Annotated in this window: 17 protein-coding genes and 1 tRNA gene; 9 read left to right on the plus strand and 9 right to left on the minus strand. The window is 61.8% G+C overall.

Annotated elements, in window-relative coordinates; genetic code table 11:
- Nucleotide 1: 1 nt before the first annotated feature.
- Nucleotides 2–580 carry a NifU family protein gene (locus AAF358_21890; protein MEM7708221.1) on the minus strand — a complete coding sequence of 193 codons (579 nt, stop codon included), beginning with the start codon at nucleotides 578–580 and terminating at the stop codon, nucleotides 2–4.
- Nucleotides 577–1701, minus strand: coding sequence for an alpha/beta hydrolase-fold protein (locus tag AAF358_21895; protein ID MEM7708222.1), 1125 nt, complete (start codon nucleotides 1699–1701; stop codon nucleotides 577–579). The genes AAF358_21890 and AAF358_21895 overlap by 4 nt, the downstream gene beginning before the upstream one ends.
- A gap of 7 nt (nucleotides 1702–1708) precedes the next feature.
- Between AAF358_21895 and AAF358_21900 the strand changes: the two genes are divergently transcribed.
- Nucleotides 1709–2047: a 4a-hydroxytetrahydrobiopterin dehydratase gene (locus AAF358_21900; protein MEM7708223.1), complete on the plus strand. Its 339-nt coding sequence runs from the start codon at nucleotides 1709–1711 to the stop codon at nucleotides 2045–2047.
- Nucleotides 2044–3474: a CPBP family glutamic-type intramembrane protease gene (locus AAF358_21905; protein ID MEM7708224.1), complete on the plus strand. Its 1431-nt coding sequence runs from the start codon at nucleotides 2044–2046 to the stop codon at nucleotides 3472–3474. Before AAF358_21900 ends, AAF358_21905 begins: the two co-directional genes overlap by 4 nt.
- A gap of 25 nt (nucleotides 3475–3499) precedes the next feature.
- On the opposite strand, the gene AAF358_21910 is transcribed toward AAF358_21905, so the two are convergent.
- Nucleotides 3500–4447, minus strand: a complete 948-nt coding sequence (locus AAF358_21910) for an RluA family pseudouridine synthase (GenBank protein ID MEM7708225.1) — start codon at nucleotides 4445–4447, stop codon at nucleotides 3500–3502.
- Between the two features lie 286 nt (nucleotides 4448–4733).
- Here AAF358_21910 and AAF358_21915 point away from each other — a divergent pair, with 286 nt between their 5' ends.
- A complete protein-coding gene (locus tag AAF358_21915) occupies nucleotides 4734–7475 on the plus strand; it encodes an Rne/Rng family ribonuclease (protein MEM7708226.1) in 2742 nt (913 codons plus the stop codon).
- 61 nt (nucleotides 7476–7536) lie between these two features.
- Here the strand turns inward: AAF358_21915 and uvrY are convergent, their stop codons facing one another.
- Nucleotides 7537–8181 carry a UvrY/SirA/GacA family response regulator transcription factor gene (gene uvrY / locus AAF358_21920; GenBank protein MEM7708227.1) on the minus strand — a complete coding sequence of 215 codons (645 nt, stop codon included), beginning with the start codon at nucleotides 8179–8181 and terminating at the stop codon, nucleotides 7537–7539.
- A gap of 531 nt (nucleotides 8182–8712) precedes the next feature.
- Here uvrY and AAF358_21925 point away from each other — a divergent pair.
- Nucleotides 8713–8802, plus strand: a tRNA-Ser gene (locus AAF358_21925).
- Nucleotides 8803–8812: 10 nt separating this feature from the next.
- Here the strand turns inward: AAF358_21925 and AAF358_21930 are convergent.
- Both AAF358_21930 and AAF358_21935 read right to left on the minus strand, forming a co-directional pair.
- Nucleotides 8813–11095: a serine/threonine-protein kinase gene (locus tag AAF358_21930; protein ID MEM7708228.1), complete on the minus strand. Its 2283-nt coding sequence runs from the start codon at nucleotides 11093–11095 to the stop codon at nucleotides 8813–8815.
- A gap of 35 nt (nucleotides 11096–11130) precedes the next feature.
- Nucleotides 11131–12033, minus strand: coding sequence for a pirin family protein (locus AAF358_21935; GenBank protein ID MEM7708229.1), 903 nt, complete (start codon nucleotides 12031–12033; stop codon nucleotides 11131–11133).
- Nucleotides 12034–12172: 139 nt separating this feature from the next.
- Between AAF358_21935 and AAF358_21940 the strand changes: the two genes are divergently transcribed.
- Together AAF358_21940 and AAF358_21945 are read left to right on the plus strand one after the other, a co-directional pair.
- The gene (locus AAF358_21940; GenBank protein MEM7708230.1) at nucleotides 12173–13081 is read left to right on the plus strand and encodes a LysR substrate-binding domain-containing protein; all 909 of its coding nucleotides are present in this window, start codon (nucleotides 12173–12175) and stop codon (nucleotides 13079–13081) included.
- 129 nt (nucleotides 13082–13210) lie between these two features.
- Nucleotides 13211–13879: a Bax inhibitor-1/YccA family protein gene (locus AAF358_21945; GenBank protein ID MEM7708231.1), complete on the plus strand. Its 669-nt coding sequence runs from the start codon at nucleotides 13211–13213 to the stop codon at nucleotides 13877–13879.
- Nucleotides 13880–13981: 102 nt separating this feature from the next.
- Here the strand turns inward: AAF358_21945 and serS are convergent, their stop codons facing one another.
- From serS to AAF358_21960, 3 genes are all read right to left on the minus strand, one after another.
- Entirely contained in the window at nucleotides 13982–15262 is a 1281-nt protein-coding gene (serS, locus tag AAF358_21950; GenBank protein ID MEM7708232.1) for a serine--tRNA ligase, read from the minus strand.
- 124 nt (nucleotides 15263–15386) lie between these two features.
- Nucleotides 15387–16097, minus strand: a complete 711-nt coding sequence (lolA, locus tag AAF358_21955) for an outer membrane lipoprotein chaperone LolA (protein MEM7708233.1) — start codon at nucleotides 16095–16097, stop codon at nucleotides 15387–15389.
- Between the two features lie 4 nt (nucleotides 16098–16101).
- A complete protein-coding gene (locus AAF358_21960) occupies nucleotides 16102–18366 on the minus strand; it encodes a DNA translocase FtsK 4TM domain-containing protein (protein MEM7708234.1) in 2265 nt (754 codons plus the stop codon).
- A gap of 189 nt (nucleotides 18367–18555) precedes the next feature.
- Between AAF358_21960 and AAF358_21965 the strand changes: the two genes are divergently transcribed.
- The 3 genes from AAF358_21965 to infA are packed head-to-tail and all read left to right on the plus strand — an operon-like array spanning nucleotide 18556 to nucleotide 20664.
- Nucleotides 18556–19713, plus strand: coding sequence for a GNAT family N-acetyltransferase (locus AAF358_21965; GenBank protein MEM7708235.1), 1158 nt, complete (start codon nucleotides 18556–18558; stop codon nucleotides 19711–19713).
- Nucleotides 19714–19720: 7 nt separating this feature from the next.
- Nucleotides 19721–20434, plus strand: a complete 714-nt coding sequence (gene aat, locus AAF358_21970; protein ID MEM7708236.1) for a leucyl/phenylalanyl-tRNA--protein transferase — start codon at nucleotides 19721–19723, stop codon at nucleotides 20432–20434.
- An 11-nt stretch (nucleotides 20435–20445) separates the two neighbouring features.
- Nucleotides 20446–20664 (plus strand): translation initiation factor IF-1, encoded by a 219-nt coding sequence (gene infA, locus AAF358_21975; protein ID MEM7708237.1) that lies wholly within the window; start codon nucleotides 20446–20448, stop codon nucleotides 20662–20664.
- The last annotated feature ends 31 nt before the right edge of the window (nucleotides 20665–20695 follow it).

A 20695-nucleotide genomic window follows, 5' to 3' on the forward strand; every position in this document is an offset into this window, starting at 1 on the left:
CTCAGTAGTACGGATTCTCGCCCGTCGAATGATCGGTGGCGTCCCGGACTTCGGTGATTTCCGGAATGTGCTTTTTCAGCGTTTTCTCAACGCCTTCCTTTAGCGTGACGTTGACCATGCCGCAGCCGTGACACCCACCGCCAAACAGCAGCGTCGCGACACCGTCGTCGGTTACTGACACCAGGGAAACCTGCCCCCCGTGGGACGCCAGCGACGGATTAACCTCGGCCGCGAGCAGGTATTCGATGCGGTCTTTCACCGCCGCGTCATCGTCCGGCTCGGAACCTCTCAGGTTGGGTGCTTTGACCACGAGCTCGCCGCCCGTTGCGTCCTTTTCAAACGCCATTTCGGCCGCGTCGAGAAACGGTATCGATGCGGATTCGATATACAGATCAAACCCTTCAAGCGGAACGCGCTGATCGCTGGCCTGCGCATCCGCGGGCTCACAGAAGCTCAGCTCACAGGAGGCCGCGGGGGTGCCGGGCTGGCTGACCATCAGCCTCAGCGCCAGGCCTTCGATATCCTGCTGAGCGATGAGTTTACGAAAGTATTCCTGGGCAGACGCCTGAACGTCGATCATGCCTTGATAGCCTCATAAAGCACCGGCAGGGAGATATCGAGTCGATGGTCCAGTCGCCGGTGGGTCCCCTGGAACTCTTCGTAGTGGTGCGGCACGCCCAGGCGCTGCAGCGCTTTGTGGTAGCGGCGGTTGCCGAACTGAATCTGATATTCGTCCATATCACCGCAATCGACGTGGATGGCTCGTAAAGATTTCAAGGGATGGAGATAACTCTCGAGCATTTCCAGCGGATCATGTTCTTTCCATCGCTGCCAGCGTTTCGGATCGAGTTCAAGCGTCTCGAGATCAAACGGCAGCCTAAGCTGCCGCGGGTTCTCTAGATCGGGATCATAGGAAGCGGCCAGGCAGAGGCACATCAACGTTGAGAATTCGGCGGCGCCCCGCTTCTCGCTCGCCCAGAACTGTTGAATGAATCGGTCGACGCTGCCCGCCTTGCTGAGCCGCAGCGCGCAGGCGGGAAACTCCGGTTTGTAGACCCACTCAAAACCCATGTCGCCGGCATGAGACGCCATGGCGCCCCAGTACTGCGGGAACTGCATGACGCTGTTGAGCGCACCGTAGCCGCCGGAAGACTTTCCCAGGACAGCCCGATGCTCTCGGCCGGGCAGCGTCCGGAACTGGCGGTCGATCAAAGGCACCAGCTCGCGGTGGAGATAGCTGGCGTAGTTGCCGAGCGCCGGACTGTCGAGATACTGGTTTCCGCCCAACGCGGTAAAACAATCCGGAGCGGCCACAATCACGGGCCCCATGGCTTCGCTGGTAATCAGGCGTTCGACGCGTTGAAAAACCCCCTCCTCAAAGCCGCGCCAATTGCCACACGACGCACCGCTGTTGGTGTAAGCGGCCAAGTACCAGATCACCGGATAGGCCTGGTCACCCTGCTCGTAGCCCGGCGGCAGGTAGACCTGGACCTGCCGGGCCACCGGATCGTTCCAGGGGTTACCGGCCAGCACCTCCGATCGATGCTCGAGTCGAACAATCCGCGGGGCCATGTCGTAAAACCGGTTGTGGTGTGGGTTTGTCATAAAAGAAATAGTACCGTCGCGCCGGCCGCCGGAGGCGCCCTGGCCTTCGTCGGCATTGTGAGAAAGCTTAAGTAGCCCGTCAATGCGCTGGTACAATCAGCGCATGACCCAGTCAGATCTCACGACCAAGACGTGCGCCCCCTGCGAGGGCGGCACCCAACCGCTGGATCCGGACCAAACCGCTGAGTTGCTCCCGCAGATTAGTGGATGGACACTCACGCCGGAAGGCGCGATCGAGCGCCGTTACCGCTTTGACAACTACTACCAAACGATGGCGTTTGTGAACGCCCTGGCTTTTATTGCGCACACCGAAGACCACCACCCGGACCTGGCGGTCAGCTATGACAGCTGCACGGTTTCCTACATCACCCACGCGATCGGCGGGCTGTCAGAAAACGACTTTATCTGCGCCGCCAAGGTCAATCGACTGCTCGGTCCTTGAGCAAAGCTGTAGCCTGGCTCCTGCTGCTGGCAACGCCGTTCTGGTTCGTCTTGGCTGTCCAGCCGGCACGCCAGGAGGCGCTGGCGGCGGAGACTTCACTCACGCAGACCCTGTTGCAGCAGGGCTACCGCTGGCACCTCAACGAACCCGCCAACCTCATCGGCCAACGCCCCGTCGGCGTCGAGGCCTGGACGTTTGGCGAATCGGGGCTAAGGCTTCAGCAGGCCAGCTCAACCACCTACGTTCCACTCAATTTTCGCGGGCGAACGCTTCCTGCCGAAAACCTGAGCCGCTTACGCGTGGTGATGGCGGTCAGCCAAACGGTAAATCTAAGACTCTTCCATCGGGCCACGCTCGACGGCCCGGCCGCGCGAAGTGAGGCGGTCACGGTAGAACCCAACCAGCTGCTTGTTGACCTGGACCTTCGAGACCTTCATTGGACGATAGACGGCCGCCAGTCGGCCTGGGGTCAGGGTACGGCGAGCGTCGCAACGCTGCGGGTGCATCCCACCGACCGTCCCGCCGACCTAACGCTGATTGAGGTGCATCTAGCGCCGACGCCAACCACGGGCACCGCAGTCTCCACGAATCTGCAAATGATCGAAAACCCAGCGGCTGCAAACCCTGGATCTCTCACCGCACACGGCCAAAGCTGGGCAGATTGGTCACCGTCAGCGCTTCGCCGAGCCCTAGACCAGATCCGGGTAGACCCCAGGCAATGGCAGCGGAGCGAGCCGCCCGCTCGATGGCTGCCGGGCTGGCCGACCTACCTGACGGTTGCCGTCATTTTGTTAGGCGCCATGATGCAATCACGCTGGCGGGCTGCCGCAGCATTGCTGCTCCTCGCGGTCAGCCTTTGGTGGGGCTTCAGTCAGGCGCAGTGGCAGCTCGCGGGCGTTGCTGCTTGTCTCATTGCTCTGGTCCTTTGCGTTTCGATTCGGTATCAGCCCGCCGCCCGCGACGTTTTGTCTCGGCGTCTTCCCACGCCCCGACCAACCGGTAGCCTGGCTGACCTCCGCCGGCTGGCGGTACTGATGGCGCTGCTGCTGGCATGGCTGGTGTTAACCGACGATCGAACCGATAGCTGGCGTCTCGACCCTGGGCGCTGGGCGACCTACCTGTGCTGGGCCGCGGTTCAGCAGTGGGTACTCTGCACGGTGCTGTATCCACTGAGCCTGCTCGCCGGCGCCGGCTCGGCCGCAGCGATCGCCGTTGCAGCGCTAATTTTCGGCTTAAGCCACCTGCCCAATCTGGAGCTGATGCTCATGACCTGGGTGCTGGCCCTGGGCTGCCTTTTGCACTACAGCCGGCATCAACAGCTGCTCACCCCGATGGCGCTCCACGGTGCAGCCGGAATTGTGCTCTTGGCGATGGCGCCGACGCCCATGCTGTATTCAGCGAGCGCCGGTCCGGGTTTTTGGTCATGATCAGGGCGCTTAGGTCCTGTTGTGATCAAATCAGTTCGCGCCAACCGGCGAGCTTCGACGCCGCCCAGCGCTTGTCGACAGCCGCACAGAAATCCTCTGGCGGCGGCGAGCAGATTCCGAGAGCTGCCTCGACGACATCCAGTCGATGGCAATGCAGCAGCAGTCGCCCGGACTTTGGCGCGGCGCTAGCTCCATATTTGTTGTCTCCGGCTACGGGTGCACCCAACGTCCCCGCGTGAACCCGAATTTGGTGGGTTCGGCCCGTATCGATCCGGACACTTACCAGCGTTTGTGACTCGCTGGACGCCAGCTCGACAAAGTGACTGACGGCAGGCTTGCCGGCTGGATCCACGCGAACCTCGCGCCGCCCGTCACCCGCAGCAACCCGGGACAACGGCTCGCTGCAGGTCACGTTGGGCTTTGGCAGCCGCCCATCGAGCAGAGCGAGGTAGGTTTTGCGGACGGCGTCGCCGGCGAACCATCCGCCAGCCCGAACTAACGATTCGCGGTTCCTCGCCAGCAGCAGACACCCGCTGGTGCCGCGGTCGAGGCGGTGAACCAGCTCGAGAAACTCGTCGGGCCGCCAGCGCCGCAGCAGGTCGATGACGCCCCAGCTAAGCCCGCTGCCAGCATGAACGGCGATCCCTGAGGGTTTGTTGAGCGCGAGGAAGTCTGGGCTCTCGTGCACGACCCAGGTGCCGACCTGCGACACCCTTTCAGGGTTGATCGGCACCGGCCCCTCCGAGGGAAGCCGCACCGGCGGCACGCGAATCACGTCGCCAGCGCGCAGCCGGCTGGTGGGCTTGGCACGACCGCCGTTGATGCGCACCTCGCCACGGCGGATGATTCGGTAAATCAGCGATTTTGGAGCGCGCTTCAGCAGACGAGACAGGAAGTTATCCAGGCGCTGGTCACTGTGACCGGAATCGACGGTAAGTTGTTGTACGCGCGAGAAATCCAGGGGCGGTTTCATGGGAGATTGCTGGACTGTAACAAGGTTGTTATATTACTCCGCTTATCCCGGCCGCGCGCTGTTTTGATGCGCCAGCCGGGTCAAGGCGACCGCCTGATTCTAAGCCCGAAACGTCCCTCCGGCAGTCAGGCGCGGCGCCCACCGGCGATAACGCCAGCTGTCTGCGCCAGTTGCGCAGAACGTGAACACTGCGCGCTTCCGGCCTTCGGGAGCCTGAGAAGGGGGACCCAGGCATCGCTGTCGTGGAACGACAGCGTTTCGCTGGCGCGCATCCAAGGACAATATAATGAAAAGAATGCTGATTAACGCGACGCAGCCGGAAGAGCTGCGCGTGGCAATCGTCGATGGTCAGACGCTCTACGACCTCGACATCGAAGTCAACTCTCGCGAACAGAAAAAAGCCAATATCTACAAAGCCCGGGTGACGCGCGTTGAGCCCAGCCTGGAAGCGTGTTTTGTCGACTACGGCGCCGACCGCCACGGCTTTCTCCCCCTCAAGGAAATCTGCCCAGCGTTTTACAAAAACGGTGCCGACTCTCGCGGCAGCATCAAAGACCTGATCAGCGAAGGCCAGGAGCTGGTGGTCCAGGTTGAGAAGGAAGAGCGCGGCAACAAGGGTGCCGCCCTGACGACCTACATCAGCCTCGCCGGTCGCTATCTGGTGCTGATGCCCACCAATCCAAAAGCTGGGGGCGTCTCCCGGCGTATCGAGGGCGAAGACCGGCAGGCGATCAAAGACGCGCTGAAAGAGCTCGACGTTCCCAGCTCCATGGGATTGATTGTGCGTACGGCAGGCGTCGGGCGCGAAGCGGAGGAGTTGCGCTGGGATTTCGAGTACCTGCGCCAGCTGTGGACCGCAATCACCACAGCCGCCGATGAGCGCAAGGCGCCGTTCCTGATTTACCAGGAGAGCCAGCTGATCATCCGGGCACTCCGCGACTATCTGCGCAGCGACATTGGCGAGATCCTGATCGACGCCGAGCCCGTCTACAACGACGCGCGGGAGTTTATGCAGCAGGTCATGCCCCACAACCTGCGAAAGCTGAAGCTTTACGACAGCGGCACGCCGCTGTTTTCGCGTTATCAGATCGAAAGCCAGATCGAGTCCGCGTTCGCCCGCGACGTCAATCTGCACTCTGGCGGGTCGATTGTCGTCGACCATACCGAGGCCCTGATCTCCATCGACATCAACTCGGCCCGCGCCACCAAAGGCAGCGACATCGAGGAAACCGCGCTCAACACCAATCTCGAAGCGGCGGACGAAATCGGTCGTCAGCTGCGCATCCGCGACCTCGGTGGCCTGGTGGTCATCGACTTCATCGACATGATGGAGAACCGCAACCAGCGGGCGGTGGAAGACCGGCTGCGAGAGGCGCTGAAGACCGATCGCGCCCGTACCCAGATCGGCCGAATCTCCCGTTTCGGGCTCCTGGAGATGTCTCGGCAGCGCTTGCGACCCTCCCTGGGCGAATCGAGCCAGAACGTGTGTCCCCGATGCCACGGCCACGGCTTTATCCGGAGCATCGAATCCCTGGCGCTCTCGGTGCTGCGGCTGGTCGAAGAAGAGGCGATGAAAGAGTTCACCGGTGAGGTGATTGCGGTGGTGCCCAACGACGTGGGCAATTTCCTGCTCAACGAAAAGCGTCACGCCGTGTCCCAGATCGAAGCACGGCATCGTGTGCCAATTCTGGTGATCAACGCCCCGCATGTGGATACACCCAACTTCGAGATTCGGCGAATCCGGCGCCAGGATCTTCGGCTCGACGGAGAAGCCAGCTACGAGATGGCGAACGCGCCCGAGCCCGAGATTGTCGCCAGCAATACCCCCGAAGGCCTCAAATCCGAGCAGCCGGCGGTGGTAAGCGTGCCGCCGCCGGCGCCGGCTCCCATACCGGCAGCAAAACCGGAGCCGGCTGAGAGCAAAGGTTTTCTCGCATGGTTGGGCGGACTCTTTGGCGGCGGAAGCGCCGAAGCAGAGCCCGAGCCGAAGCCGGCCAAAAAGAAAACCCGCAGTAGCGGCAAGGGCAGCCAGGGTGCCCAGGCTCGCGGTCCGAAGCGAGACCGAGGCAACGATCGACGCGGCGGACAGCGCAAGAAAACCGGCAGCAAGAAAAAGGCTGGCCGCAAGCCGCAGGACAAAGCAGCCGATGCCGGGGGCGACAACCGAAAGAACACCGGCCCCAAGCAGGACAACCGACAAGGCAAACAGGCTGAGGGTGAATCCACCGGTAACCCGCGTTCCCGCAGACGGGGTCGGCGCGGCGGACGCAACCGTCGCGGCAAGGGTGGCCAGAAGCGCGACGAGGCAGCCAGCGGCAATTCGCAAAACGCTAACCAGGCACAGGGTCAAACCTCAGGAACAGAAACCCAGAGCAAAGGACAACGTCAGGGGGGCAACCCAAATAAGCCGCAGCAAAAGCCGCCAGCTGCGTCTGACAACCAGGCCAGCACAGCAACGCCCAATGCGCCACAGTCCGCGCCGCCGAAAGGCAGCGATGCCACCTCACCGGCATCCGCTAAGGCATCGGCGCCCGACACAGCGCCAAACCGCGAGGCAAAAGCACCGGAGCAGCCGAAGGCCTCCAGCAGCGGTTCGCCGACCGGCGGCAAGGCCGGTGCCGGCACTGAGAGCCCTCAGCCCAAGCCAACCCCCGCCCCAAGCTCGAGCCAGCCGCCCGCCTCCAGGAGCGAAGCGTCGTCGGCACCCAGCAAAGCGGCACCGGCTGCTGCGGCTAAGCCCGCTGAAAGGCCGCCGTCAGGGATCGACAACGCCAGCAAGCCGGACACTGCCAAAAGCGCTCCGAAGCCTGCGGCACCCGCGCAGTCTGCCCAGGCACCCAGCAATGGTGCTGGCGCGGCAACAACGCCCAAGCCACCCGCGGCAAACGCCAGCCCGCCAGCTCCCACGCCGACGCCGGCCCCTACTCAGCCAGCGGCATCTACCTCTGGCCCTGCCACGCCAAAGCCAGCTACCCCGTCCAAGGGAGACGGCAGCCCGAGCAAAGACAGCGGGCCAAGCGGAGATTAGAGAGTTCTGCCCGGCCATCGCGGTCGGGCTTGGCTGCCGGCGCCGACAGGCGCCGCGGTTTTCAAACGCTGCTGTTTTCTAAGATACCGTGGCGAATCGCCAGATGGGTCAGCTCGACGTCATTCTTAACGGTGAGCTTCTCGTAGATCCGATACTTGTAGGTGCTGACCGTTTTTGGACTTAGCGCCAGCGACTCAGCGATCCCGCTCACCTCGATCCCCTGGATGAGCATCATCATGACCTCCATTTCCCGGCTGGACAGGTCGTCGAACGGCGACTTGTCGGCCCCCGGCAGCAGCGACAGCGCCAGACGCTGCGCAATGTCTTTGCCGATGTATCGGGTGTCGCGATGGACCGACCGGATGGCGTTGACGAGTTCCTCGGCCGCGCACCCCTTGCTCAGGTATCCGGAAGCTCCAGCGTCGAGGAGATGCGTCGGAAACGGCGCTTCGGAATGCACGGTAAGAATGATGACTTTGCATTCTGGAGACGATCGGGCGATGCGTCGGGTCGCTTCAAGACCACCCAAGCCTGGCATATTGACGTCCATCAGCACCACGTCAGGCTTGTGCTCGCGCACCAGGCGGAGCGCTTCTTCGCCGGTTCCTGCCTCTCCGACAATCTCCATGCCGGCCTGTTTCTCAATAATATGAGCAACGCCGGTGCGCACGAGATCGTGGTCGTCTACCAGTAACAGTCGTATCACAGCTCGCCTCCAATTCGAACAGCATCTTATCTCAGAACGCGGAATGGGAGCGAGGAATCAATCCCTTTGCAATCCACCTTACCCAGGCAGGTCAGAAGACGGCATTCGCCTTCTAAGATTTCAGCGACAAGGCGGGACACCGGGCTCAGGATTTTGTATCACTCGGCGCCTGTGCGGAGGAGTGGCAGAGCGGTTGAATGCACTGGTCTTGAAAACCAGCAGAGGTGAAAGCCTCTCGGGGGTTCGACAAACTTCCGCAAGGAAGTTTGGACGCCGAAGCGCAGCGCAGGCGCCCCGCAGGGGTGAGCAAACGATACTTCGTTTGCGAATCACTAAGTTGCGCTAGCAACTTGGACGCCTGAGCGCAGCGCAGGCGCCCCGTAGGGGTGAGCAAACGATACTTCGTTTGCGAATCAATCCCTCCGCGATCAAGCAGCGTGCACAATACCTTCAACGGTGCGAAACAGCCTAAGAATTACCCCAAAGGGCGGGACACCAGCCTCAGGATTTTGTATCATTCGGCGCCTGCGCGGAGGAGTGGCAGAGCGGTTGAATGCACTGGTCTTGAAAACCAGCAGAGGTGAAAGCCTCTCGGGGGTTCGAATCCCTCCTCCTCCGCCACTCTTGATCCCTAGCGCTGATTAGCCTCCGCAATTCCAACCACCAACTGCTCCAAAGCTTTCCGCCACGGGTTACGTGGCTCGGTTCGCTTGCGAAGCTCAGACATGCCCTGCTTGACGTGATCGCTTCCCTCATCGGGAGCGGTATCGAGCATCGACAGGCCCCACGCAACCTGGGTGGCGTGAGTTCGCCACTCTTCGGGTAGCTCCTCATGAAAGGTGTTGTAAGCCGCTTCCAACAGCGGGAACGCGGTTTCCGGTTGGTCCTGCTGCAGATAGATGAATCCGAGACTGGCCTGGGCGTTTGCGGTGTTGATGCTGTCGATTACCTCGTAGCTCGCATAGCGTGCCAACAGCGCCGTTAGTGTCACCCGGGCTTCGTCGTAACGGCCGTCGAAACTGTCGGCTACCGCCAGGTTGTACTCAAAGATATCAACGTGATGCCTTGAATCTGCCGCCCTGGCCAGCGCGAGCCCCTCACTCTGGCTGATTCGGACCGCGTCGAAATCGCCGATGCCCAGTTCCAGTAGACCCAGGGTATTCAGCAGCTGTCGACGAACATCGTCTTCGATATCGTTTTTGAGGTACTCGCTCAGCAACGCCCTAGCGCCGTCGAGGTCACCCAGTTCTGCCATGGAGGCGATGGTGGCCGTGACAACATTGAAATAGCGGGCCGAGTCCGACTGCATAAAGTCCGCATCCGCAATCAGCGGCTGACCGATTTCCACAGCTTCGGCATGCCGGCCCGCTAGGAAATAGTTCCAGGCGAGCAGCCAGTCGACGTCGTAAGACAGATCGACAAACTCGAACCGGCTCTCGTCGATCAGCCCGCGAGCGCGCTCGAGCTGTCCGACCGTGCTCGCCGGCTTACCCATGGCGTCGTAAACGCGCCCAAGCGCCGCTCGAGTTGCCGCCTCGGTATACGGGTCGTCAAACGCTTCATCCACCTGCGAGGCCACCCGATCGATCGCTTGCAGCACCGTGGTTTCTCTGCCGTCTTGCCGCTGCCCCTCTCCGAGCGTGCGACTGATAAAGTCAAACGCAGCACTGGAACGGTTGTAAGCCAAAATCGCAGCCGTCTTTTCCGTTTCGGCCCGCTGTGCCTGCGAGATACTCACGCCGACAGCCGCAACCAACCCGGCGAGCAGCGTCACTACCAGGCCACTCGCCGCCCGATGCCGACCCACAAACTTCCCGACCACGTAGCCGAAACCGTCGGGCCGAGCTTCGACAGGTCTGCCTTTGCGAAAGCGTTCAATGTCGTCACCCAGATCATTGGCCGACGCGTAGCGCCTGGCAGGATCGTCGTGTAGCGCTTTGGTCACAATCCGATCGAGGTCTCCCTTGAGCGCCCCGGCGGACCAGGTCCGGATGCGTTCGCGACTGAATGCGGCACTCGGAGCTGGCGCCGATCGTTCAAATACGACCTGCGCGGCGGCGGCCGGCGTCAAGCCGTCAACCTTGTAAGGCAACACCCCACTGACCAGCCGAAAAAGCAGTGTACCCAGCGAATAGACGTCGCTGACGGTCGACAGCGGTTTGCCCAGAAGCTGTTCGGGGCTGGCGTAGCTGGGCGTCATCGCATGGAGCCCGGTCTGCGTCTTTGGATCGCCGTCACCCGCATCAAGCTGCTTGGCGATGCCGAAGTCGAGCAGTTTGACCACACCCTCGTGCGACACAAACACGTTGCTAGGCTTGATGTCTCGATGGACGATCAGCGACGTATGGGCCGCCTGGACCGCGCTGCACACCGTTCGAAAAAGGCGCAGCGTTTCATCGAGCGACAACCCCTGCTGCTCAACAAACTGATCGATGGGCAGGCCGTCAACAAACTCCAGAACCACATAAGGTTCACCCGACTCCGTCTCCCCGCCGTCGATCAACGAGGCGATGTTGGGATGGTTCAGGTCCGCCAGGATCTGCCGTTCGCGGGCGAAGCGGGCAACGATGTCGGTTTCCAGCCAAAAGGTGTTGAGTAGCTTGATGGCAACCAGTTGACGAAACGGGGCGTTGATTCGCTCGCCCAGGAACACGCGCCCCATCCCACCCTGACCCAAGGGCTTCAGAATCCGAAAACCGCCAATCGTCTCGGGAACGCTTTGCAGCGGGGCTGAGGGACCTGACCTTCCCAGCATATGGTCGCTGACCGCGTCAGCGCGGAGCAGGTCTTTGACCACCGACGCGAGACGCGTGTTGTCGCCGCACGCTTCCTCGATCAACGCCTCGTGCTGATCGGTCGGCGCGGGCGCAATACGCTCGAACACCGCCAGCGCCTCACGGTCGATCTCAGTCATGATTCAGATCCATCGCTGTCCGCCGCTATGTCGCGCTACTCAGGGAGTGGAATGAACTCGTTGTCGCCATCAACGGAACCGAACCGCTGCTCGCGCCAGTCTTTTTTGGCCTGCTCAATTCGGTGCTTGTCATGGCTGACAAAGTTCCACCACAGGTGGCGGGCACCAAGGCCCCGCCCTCCGATCACCATAACCCGGGTTTCCTCGACCGCCGCGAGGCCCAGCGCAGTCCCAGGACACGCAACACCCATCTCACCTTCGTCGTAGGTGTGGCCATCGACGGTGACATGACCGCTCACTACGTAGAACGCCAGTTCAGCGACATCCTCGGGCAAAGCGATGGCGGATCCGGATGCCATCAGGCATTCCAGATAGAGCGTGGGTGAATGCTGCAGCACGGGCGATTCGACGCCCAGCGCTGACCCCATGATGACGGTGACCTTCACTCCGTCCTGCTCGACCGTGGGCAGTTCGCCCGCCGGATAGTGCTGGAACGCTGGATCGATCTCTTCCAATTCTACCGGCAGGGCCATCCACGACTGAATGCCGTGAAGCCGCGACGTTGTCGCCAAATCATCGCCAGCGCGCTCCGAGTGGACAATGCCCCGCCCTGCGGTCATCAGATTGACGGCACCGGGCTGAATAGGCTGCAGGAAGCCGAGGCTATCGCGATGGATGATCTCCCCTTCGAAGAGGTAGGTGATCGTCGCCAGGCCAATATGCGGATGGGGTCGAACGGCGATGCCCTGACCGGGGGGAAATACCGCAGGCCCCATGTGATCAAAAAACACGAACGGACCCACCGACCGGCGCTGGGCGGCCGGCAACACGCGCCGCACCGAAAACTCTCCAAGATCTTTGAGTTTGGGTCTGATAGTCAGCTCAACCGACCCCTCCGAACTGCGGCATTCGGCCGGCCCTGCTTCCTGAAAACTCACGACACTTCTCCTTTCCTGTCAGCACGCGATCCTCGCTGCGGTCATCCGCAGCAGGCGTGTAAGATTGGCAAATGGTACACAGCGAGACAACCCAAACGGCCAACCGGATGGCCAGGCCGCCAATGGGAAGCCAATAGCGATGGACACGCTTCGAGCGATCCGAACCTTTGTAAAGGTCGTTGAGGCCGGCGGCTTTGCGGCGGCGGCCAGAGGGCTTGGCAGCTCGCGCTCGGTGGTCAACAAGGACGTTATCGCGCTGGAAAACCAGCTCGGCATGCAGCTACTCACCCGCAGCACTCGAAAAGTCTCGACCACGGAGGCCGGGCTCAAATTCTACGACCGCTGTGTACAGATTATCAGCGAGCTCGACGAGGCAATCGCGTCCGCTGCCGAACTGCAGGACACGCCGGTCGGCAATCTGCGTATCAACGCGCCGATGACCTTCGGCACCATGCACCTGGCCAAAGCGGTCGCGGAGTTTATGGCCGAGCACCCTCAGGTCACGGTGGAACTGGTGCTCAACGACCGCTACGTCGACCCGATCGAAGAAGGCTTCGACGTGAGCGTGCGGATCGGTGAACCCCTGGTCAGCACCAGCCTCGTCACGCGGGAAATCACCCTGGCCGACCTCATCATCTGCGCATCGCCCGGCTATGTGGCGAACCATGGCCGTCCGGAGGCGCCATCGGAGCTGAGCGAACATCGCTGCCTGCACTACGGCTACCAGCAGTCCGGCAACCTGTGGCGAGTGCAGGGCCCTGACGGTGAGATGTCGGTCAACATCGGCTGCGTGATGTGGTCCAACAACGGTGAGGCGCTGAAAGACGCGGCGGTCGCCGGTCAGGGTATTATCATGCTCCCCGCGTTTATCGTTCAGGCGGCGATCGATGAGGGGCAGCTCGAGGCGCTGCTGACCGGCTATCGCCCCAGTCCGATCACCTTGTCCGTGCTCTATCCGCGTCACCGCAACCTGTCGGCCAAAGTGCGCTTGTTTGCCGATTTTCTGGCCACGCGCTTTTCCGGCACCCCATTTGCTGCGACCACGTGAAATTTTCAGGAACTGCCCTTCACGCCGAGGGTCAAATTAACTGATATGATTTTGAACTGTGGCAAATCGCTGTAAATTCAGCGGACCGCCCCCATATCTTTTTTGTTGTAGACAAGCTGGAGATCGTTAATGGAACAACCCTATTCAGTGCAAACTTCGGCGCAGTCGGTAGTTGCGACGAACCGGGTACTGCGAAACACCTACAGACTGCTGTCCATGACGCTGCTGTTCAGCGCCGTGACGGCGTTTGTTGCCGTGCGCGTCAACATGCCTCCCTTGGGCATTTTTATTACGCTGGGCGGGTATTTTGGACTGCTGTTTCTGACCACAGCGCTGCGCAACAGCCCCTGGGGGCTGGTGTCGATCTTTGCGCTGACCGGTTTTATGGGGCTGACCATAGGGCCGATCATCAACATTTATACGCAGGCCTTTAGCAACGGCAGCGAGCTGGTCATGCTGGCGATGGGCGGTACTGGGGTGGTCTTTCTGACCATGTCCGGCATTGCGCTAACCAGCAAGCGAGACTTCAGCGGCATGGGCCAGTTTCTGATGATTGGTATCATCGTGGCGTTCCTGGCGGGTCTGGCGGCCTACTTCTTCCAGATCCCGGCGCTCTCACTGGCGGTCTCAGCCATGTTTGTGCTGCTGATGAGCGGTCTGATCCTTTACCAGACGCAGGCCATTGTGCGCGGCGGTGAAACCAACTACATCATGGCCACCATCACGCTGTTTGTGTCGATTTACAACCTGTTCACCAGCCTGCTCCATCTGCTGGGCTTCGCCCTCGGCGAAGACTAAGGTTTCGGCGGCTAAGAGCGTCGCCTAAAGTTACGAAAAAACCGGGCATTGCCCGGTTTTTTTTTGCGCTCTGGCTCGCACATCACCCGCGGCGATCACCGCTCATGATTCTGGCGTCAGCGCCTCCAGGCCGCCCATGTAGCCACGGAGCGCCTCGGGAATGCGGATCGACCCGTCCGCCTGCTGGTAATTCTCCAGCACCGCGACAAGCGTCCGCCCCACCGCCAGGCCCGATCCGTTGAGGGTATGCAGGGGCTGCGGCTTGCCGCCGGCGGGGCGAAAGCGCGATTTCATGCGCCGCGCCTGGAACGCTTCGCAGTTGGAACATGACGAGATCTCCCGGTAAGCCGACTGGCCCGGCAGCCAGACCTCCAGGTCATAGGTCTTGGCGGCGCCAAAACCCATGTCGCCGGTACACAACAGCATGACGCGGTAGGGAAGTTCGAGCCGCTTGAGCACCTCCTCAGCGTGCCCCGTCAGCTCCTCCAGCGCCTCGTAGGACTGATCCGGCGTTACCGCCTGCACGAGCTCGACCTTTTCGAACTGATGCTGCCTGATCAGCCCCCGCGTGTCCTGCCCGTAAGAGCCCGCTTCGCGCCGGAAACACGGCGTATGCGCCACAAACCGGAGCGGCAGCGCGGCCTCGTCCGTGATGCGGTCCGCGACGAGGTTAGCCAGCGTGACCTCGGCGGTAGGAATCAGGTAGTGCGGCGTTTCGTCCGCCGTGGCAAAGGCATCATCGGCAAACTTTGGGAGCTGGCCGGTCCCAAACATGGCTTCCGCTCGGACCAGCAGCGGCACGTTGATTTCCCGGTAACCGTATTCGCCGACGTGAAGGTCGAGCATGAACTGCGCCAGTGCCCTGTGCAGTCGGGCAACGCCGCCGCCGAGCACCGTAAAGCGGGAACCCGACAGCTGTGCGCCCATCTCGGCATCAAGCCCACCCAGCCCCTGGCCGAGATCCACGTGGTCCTTCACCTCAAAATCGTAGGTCGTCGGCTCACCGATGGTTCGTACCAGCTGATTGTCGTCCTCGTCTTTGCCTACCGGCACCGACTCATGCGCCAGGTTGGGCAGCTGCTGGAGAATCGTCTCCAGCTCCTGGCCCACCGACTCAAAAGCGGCAGCCGTCTGCTCCAGCTGTTTACCGACGTCTGCAACCTGCGCCAGAGCCTCGCTGGCATCGCCACCCTGCGCTTTCGCCTGCCCGATCGCCTTGGACAGCGTCTTGCGCTCTCCCTGCAGCCGTTCCGTGTCGAGCTGCAGCTGTTTACGGCGGGTCTCAAGCTCGCTGAAAACCGCTCGGTCAAAATCAGCGCCGCGCGCCTGGAGGCGCTCAGCGACGTTGTCGAGATCGTTGCGGAGTAGCTGTGGGTCGAGCATCGGTCAGGTCCGGGCAGAAAAGGCCGCTATTGTCCGGAAAGCCGCTGGATAAAACCAGTAGCGTGGAGGAGCAATCGCGCTCACAGCGGCGTAGCGGGCCTCGTGGGAGGCCGCGTCCGATTGCCTACTGCGGGTCTTCCAGGCTGAATTCTTCGGCGGATAGCACGTCCACACCCTCGGGCGGCGTGAACTGAAAGAGCGTCTCGTCCAGCGCCGGATTTCTCACCGGCTCCGAAAACTGAATGAGGGTCTGCTGCCCGAAGGCGTCTTGAATCATGAGCAGCGCCAGCTGATTGTCGCTAAAACCCAGATCGATCCAGTCGAAATCCGCTCGTGGCTCCCGCGGCGTCAAGCGGATTCGCTTGAGGCCCGCCGGCGCTGACGTGCTGACCGTGTCAGCGAGCGTTACCCGATAGAGCTCCTCCATCTGGTCGGGCGCCATCAGCAGATACAGCGGCGAGTCGTCCACCGCCTGCGCCTGGTCTTTGACCGTGACCTGTTCCAGGTCAACATCGTGATTCCAGACCTGACGCCCATCAGCCACGATCAGCTGCTCAAACTCGCCGAGGTAGTGCCAGCGCAGCTGCGCCGGTGTCGCGAGCGCCATCTGGCCCCAGGACCGCTCCAGCATGCGTCCCCGATCGTCGACAACCTCCTGAATGAAATCCGCCTGGTAGCTGGTCAAGCCCGTGCTGAAACGCTTTATTAGCGCCGAGGCCGCCGTGTCTTCGCTGTGCGCGCTGGGAACCAGGAATGCCAGCACCAGCGCGAGGCCGGCCGCGACTGCACGCAGCCCTGCCCTTTGTCTTCCCGCATTAGCCCTGCTTGTGCTCATACCCTCAGTCCTTGGGTGGTGGTGGCGCCAGCACTTCCCGGTTGCCGTTGTGCTCCGGCGGGCTGACGATGCCGGCCGCTTCCATCTCTTCGATCAGGCGGGCCGCTCGGTTGTAGCCGATCCTCAGCCGCCGCTGCACGTTCGAAATCGACGCTCGGCGAGACTCGGTCACCACAAACACCGCCTTGTCGTAGAGCTCGTCGGTCTGATCGTCCGGATTGGCTTCCGGAAGCCCCGTAGCGCCGATGCTCTGACCGTCGACGGTGGTCTGTGCATCATTTAGAACATCATTCATGTAGCTGGGTTCCCCGTGGGAACACAGATATTTGACCACCGAATGCACCTCGTGGTCGTCCACGAAGGCGCCGTGGATGCGCTCGACCGCCGCGGTTCCTGGCGGCAGAAACAGCATGTCGCCGTGGCCGAGCAGCTGCTCCGCGCCCTGCTGATCAAGAATGGTTCGTGAATCGACCCGGCTTGAGACCTGAAACGCGATCCGCGTCGGAATGTTCGCTTTGATGAGCCCGGTAATGACATCGACGGAGGGGCGCTGGGTTGCCAGCACTAGGTGAATTCCCGAGGCCCGGGCTTTCTGCGCCAGGCGGGCGATCAGCTCTTCGACTTTCTTGCCGACAATCATCATCATGTCGGCAAACTCGTCGATGATCACCACAATAAACGGCAGCGTGGCCAGCTCCTCGGGCCCCTCGGACGGCGCGAGTGGATCGGGCTCAAACAGCGGATCCTCGATGGGCTTGCCGGCCTTGCGGGCATCGCGCACTTTCTTGTTGAAACCGGCCAGATTTCTGACGCCCAGGGCCGACATGAGCTTATACCGGCGTTCCATTTCGGCGACGCACCACCGCAGACCGTTGGAGGCTTCCTTCATATCGGTGACCACCGGCGCCAGGAGGTGCGGGATACCCTCATAAACCGACAGCTCCAGCATCTTGGGGTCGATCATCAGCAGCCGGACCTGCTCGGGCGACGACTTGTACAGCAGGCTCAGGATCATCGCGTTTATGGCCACCGACTTACCCGATCCCGTGGTGCCGGCCACCAAAAGGTGTGGCATCCGGGCGAGGTTTGCCACCGCCGGTTTGCCGCTGATGTCTTTGCCCAGCGCGAGCGTCATAGGCGAATTGGCGTCGTCGTAGGCCTTGGAACGGAGGATCTCCGACAGAAAAACCATTTGACGATTGGCGTTGGGAATCTCCAGGCCAATCACCGACTTGCCCGGTATCACGTCAACCACTCTGACGCTGATCACCGACAGGCCGCGCGCAATATCTTTGGCGAGGTTGCTGATCTGGCTCCCCTTGATTCCCGGCGCTGGCATCAGCTCGAACCGGGTGATCACGGGTCCTGGGAAAACCTCCACGACCTGGGCCTCGATCCTGAAGTCGGCCAGCTTGAGCTCCACCTGCCGGGCCAGCGCCTCCAGGGCCTCGGGCGAATAACCTTTGACCTGCTCCGTGGGCTCGTCGAGCAGGTGCAACGGCGGCAGCTCTCCGCTCGGAATATCGGTAAACAGCGGCATCTGCTTTTCTTTCTTTGCGCGGCTGCTCTTTTCGACCTTGTCCGGCGCGGCGCTGATCTTCCGTGGCGCCTGGCGTCGCCGTTTGGCGGTATCGGCTTTTCGCACCTCGATGCGGCTGCGGCGCGCGCGGCGCCCTTCGCGCCACTCGCTGATCGCCTCCGGTCGTGACTTGATCCACTCCAGCAGCTTCAGCGTTGAGGCGCCCACCCGATCGGTCAGCCGCAGCCAGGAAAGGCCCGTAAACAGCGTGACCCCCGCCAGAAACAGGGCGAGGCATACGAGCGTGGAACCGAGCGCGCCGGCGATGCTGAACAGCGTCTGACCAAGCGTTGCGCCGACGATACCGCCACCGCCAGCGGAGACCATGGGGTGGCTCGTCGAAAAATGCAGGTGAGCAAGGGCGGAGCCGGAAGCCACAATCAGGCCGAAGCCGGCCAGTCTGATCCACAGCTCTGCCCGTTCGGTGCTGGCCTCGCGCGCACCGCGGAGAATCAGCCAGCCCCACCAGGCCAGCATGACCGGGAACAGAAAGGCCAGGTAGCCAAAAAGCAGCAGCCCGATATCCGCCAGCCATGCGCCGACGACACCACCGCTGTTGCGAACGTTGTCGGACGCCGCGCTGTTGGACCAGCCAGGATCGCGTGAGTCATAGGTCAGCAGCGCGATCAGCAGGTAGATCGCCAGCGGCGCCATCACGATAAACGCGCTTTCCCGCAGCCGCAGGACCAGGTGCTGGGCGAGACCGTTGGACTTCGGTGTTTCGGTGGCTTTTGGCAAAATAACGACAAGCAGTCAATTAACCTCCAATTGTACCAGTTGAGGGTGCGCAACCAACGTTGACACACGCGCCACCGAGCCGTTAGCGGGGCGTTGCCGGGATGGGCAGCGCCGAGCCACGCGGCATAGAAAAAAGGACCTTTGATTATTAGCACGCCAGATCTTCCCGGCCTGAACATTCGCCAGCTGTCGGCGATCAGCGAAGTTCCCGCAGACGCCTGGAACCGGCTTGCCGGCGCCAACCCGTTTGTCCGCTATGAATACCTGGCCGCCCTGGAAGCCGGTGGCGCCGTCGACGCTGAGTCCGGCTGGTCGCCTTGTCACCTGGTGGCTGAACGTGCTGGCGAGCTGGAGGGCGCCGTGCCTCTCTACCTCAAGACCCATTCCTACGGTGAATTTGTTTTCGACTGGGCCTGGGCGGACGCCGCGCAGCGCGCGGGCCTGCCTTACTACCCCAAGCTTTTATCAGGCTCGCCGCTGACGCCGGTCACCGGCCCCAGGCTGATGGCCAAGCCCGGGTCCCAGGCCCACGAGGCCTTGCCGGCGGCGCTGCGCGAAATCTGTCAGCTTCAGGGGTTGAGCTCCATTCACGTCAATTTTGTTGAGCCCGATGACGCGAAGGTCCTGCGCAAGGCCGGCTTTCTTGAACGCTGCGACTGGCAGTACCACTGGCAAAACCGCGGCTACGAGGACTTTGACGCCTTCCTCGCTGCGCTCACCCACAAGAAGCGAAAGAACATCCGGCAGGAGCGGCGCAAGCTGGCCAGCGCCGGATGGACCTTTGAACTGATCACCGGCGATCAGGCGGAAGACTGGCACTGGCGCTTTATCACCAGCCTCTACCAGGAAACCTTCCACCGCAAGGGCAACTGGCCTTTGCTGACCGAAGACATTTTTCGCCAGCTCGGCGAGGATTTCGGCGTGCAGGTGCTGCTGGTGCTGGGGCGGCTGGACGGCGAATACCAGGCCGGTGCCTGGCTGATTCATGACCACCACACGCTCTATGGCCGCTATTGGGGCTGCTTTAGCGAGTCGCCGGGCCTGCACTTTGAGACCTGCTACTACCAGGGGATCGAATTCTGTATCGAACAGGGGCTAAGAGTTTTTAACCCGGGCGCGCAGGGACTGCACAAGGTCGCGAGAGGCTTTGAGCCGGTTCAGACCCTCAGTTTCCACGAACTCACGCACCCGGGCCTTCGCGATGCGGTAGAGCGCAGCCTCAAGGTCGAGAAGATCCACCAGGATCAGCGAGGAGCAGCCATCGCGGAGCACAGCGCCTTCCGTCAGGATCAGGGGTGATAGGCTCATGATCCCGTGGCTGGCGCCGGGTCAACCGTTCCCGCCGGTCGATGAGGCGTTCATGGAGCCCAACGGCCTGCTGGCCGCCGGCGCAGATCTTCATCCGGCCACGCTGCTCGAGGCCTATCGGCTCGGCATTTTCCCCTGGTACAGCCCGTCTGAGCCAATCCTTTGGTGGAGCCCCGACCCCCGGCTGGTCATCGAACCCAGTAACGTTCACGTTTCCCGTCGCATGGCCCGCACGCTGCGCCAGCCCTGGCGGATTACGCTGGACCGCAGCTTCAACGAGGTGGTAGATGCCTGTGCAGCTCCCAGACCTGGCCAGGCAGGCACCTGGATCACCCGGGAAATGAAGCAAGCGTACCGGCGCATGCACCAGCTCGGTCACGCCCACAGTCTCGAGGTCTGGCGTGACGGTGAACTAGTGGGTGGCATTTACGGTATCGCCATCGGTCGAGCATTTTTTGGGGAGAGCATGTTTCGCCGTCGCCGCGACGGTTCCAAGGTTGCGCTGATCAGTCTGTGTCAGTTCCTGGCGCAGCACAATTTTGGACTCCTGGACTGCCAGGTCGAGTCGGCCCACCTCCTGACGCTGGGTGCGTACAACCTGCCTCGCCTTGAGTTCTGCGAGCGAATCGCCGCACTCACCGCGCTTGAGGGTCATACCGGCGATTGGCAAGCCATGGCCCGACCGATACAATGGGCGCCGTTTTTTTCCTGACACAAGGATTTATGGCTAAAGAAGATGTTATCGAGTTGGAAGGGACCGTCCAGGAAACCCTGCCCAACACCATGTTTCGCGTTGAGCTGGATAACGGCCACGTGGTCACAGCTCACATTTCCGGACGGATGCGCAAGCACTACATCCGGATTCTGACCGGCGATCGGGTCAAGGTGGAAATGACGCCTTACGACCTGAGTAAGGGTCGTATTACCTACCGTATGAGATAAGCGCGGCAGCTTCGCCGCGACGGACGAGTCG

Source organism: Pseudomonadota bacterium, from assembly GCA_039033415.1.
GTDB lineage: Bacteria > Pseudomonadota > Gammaproteobacteria > Xanthomonadales > SZUA-38 > JANQOZ01.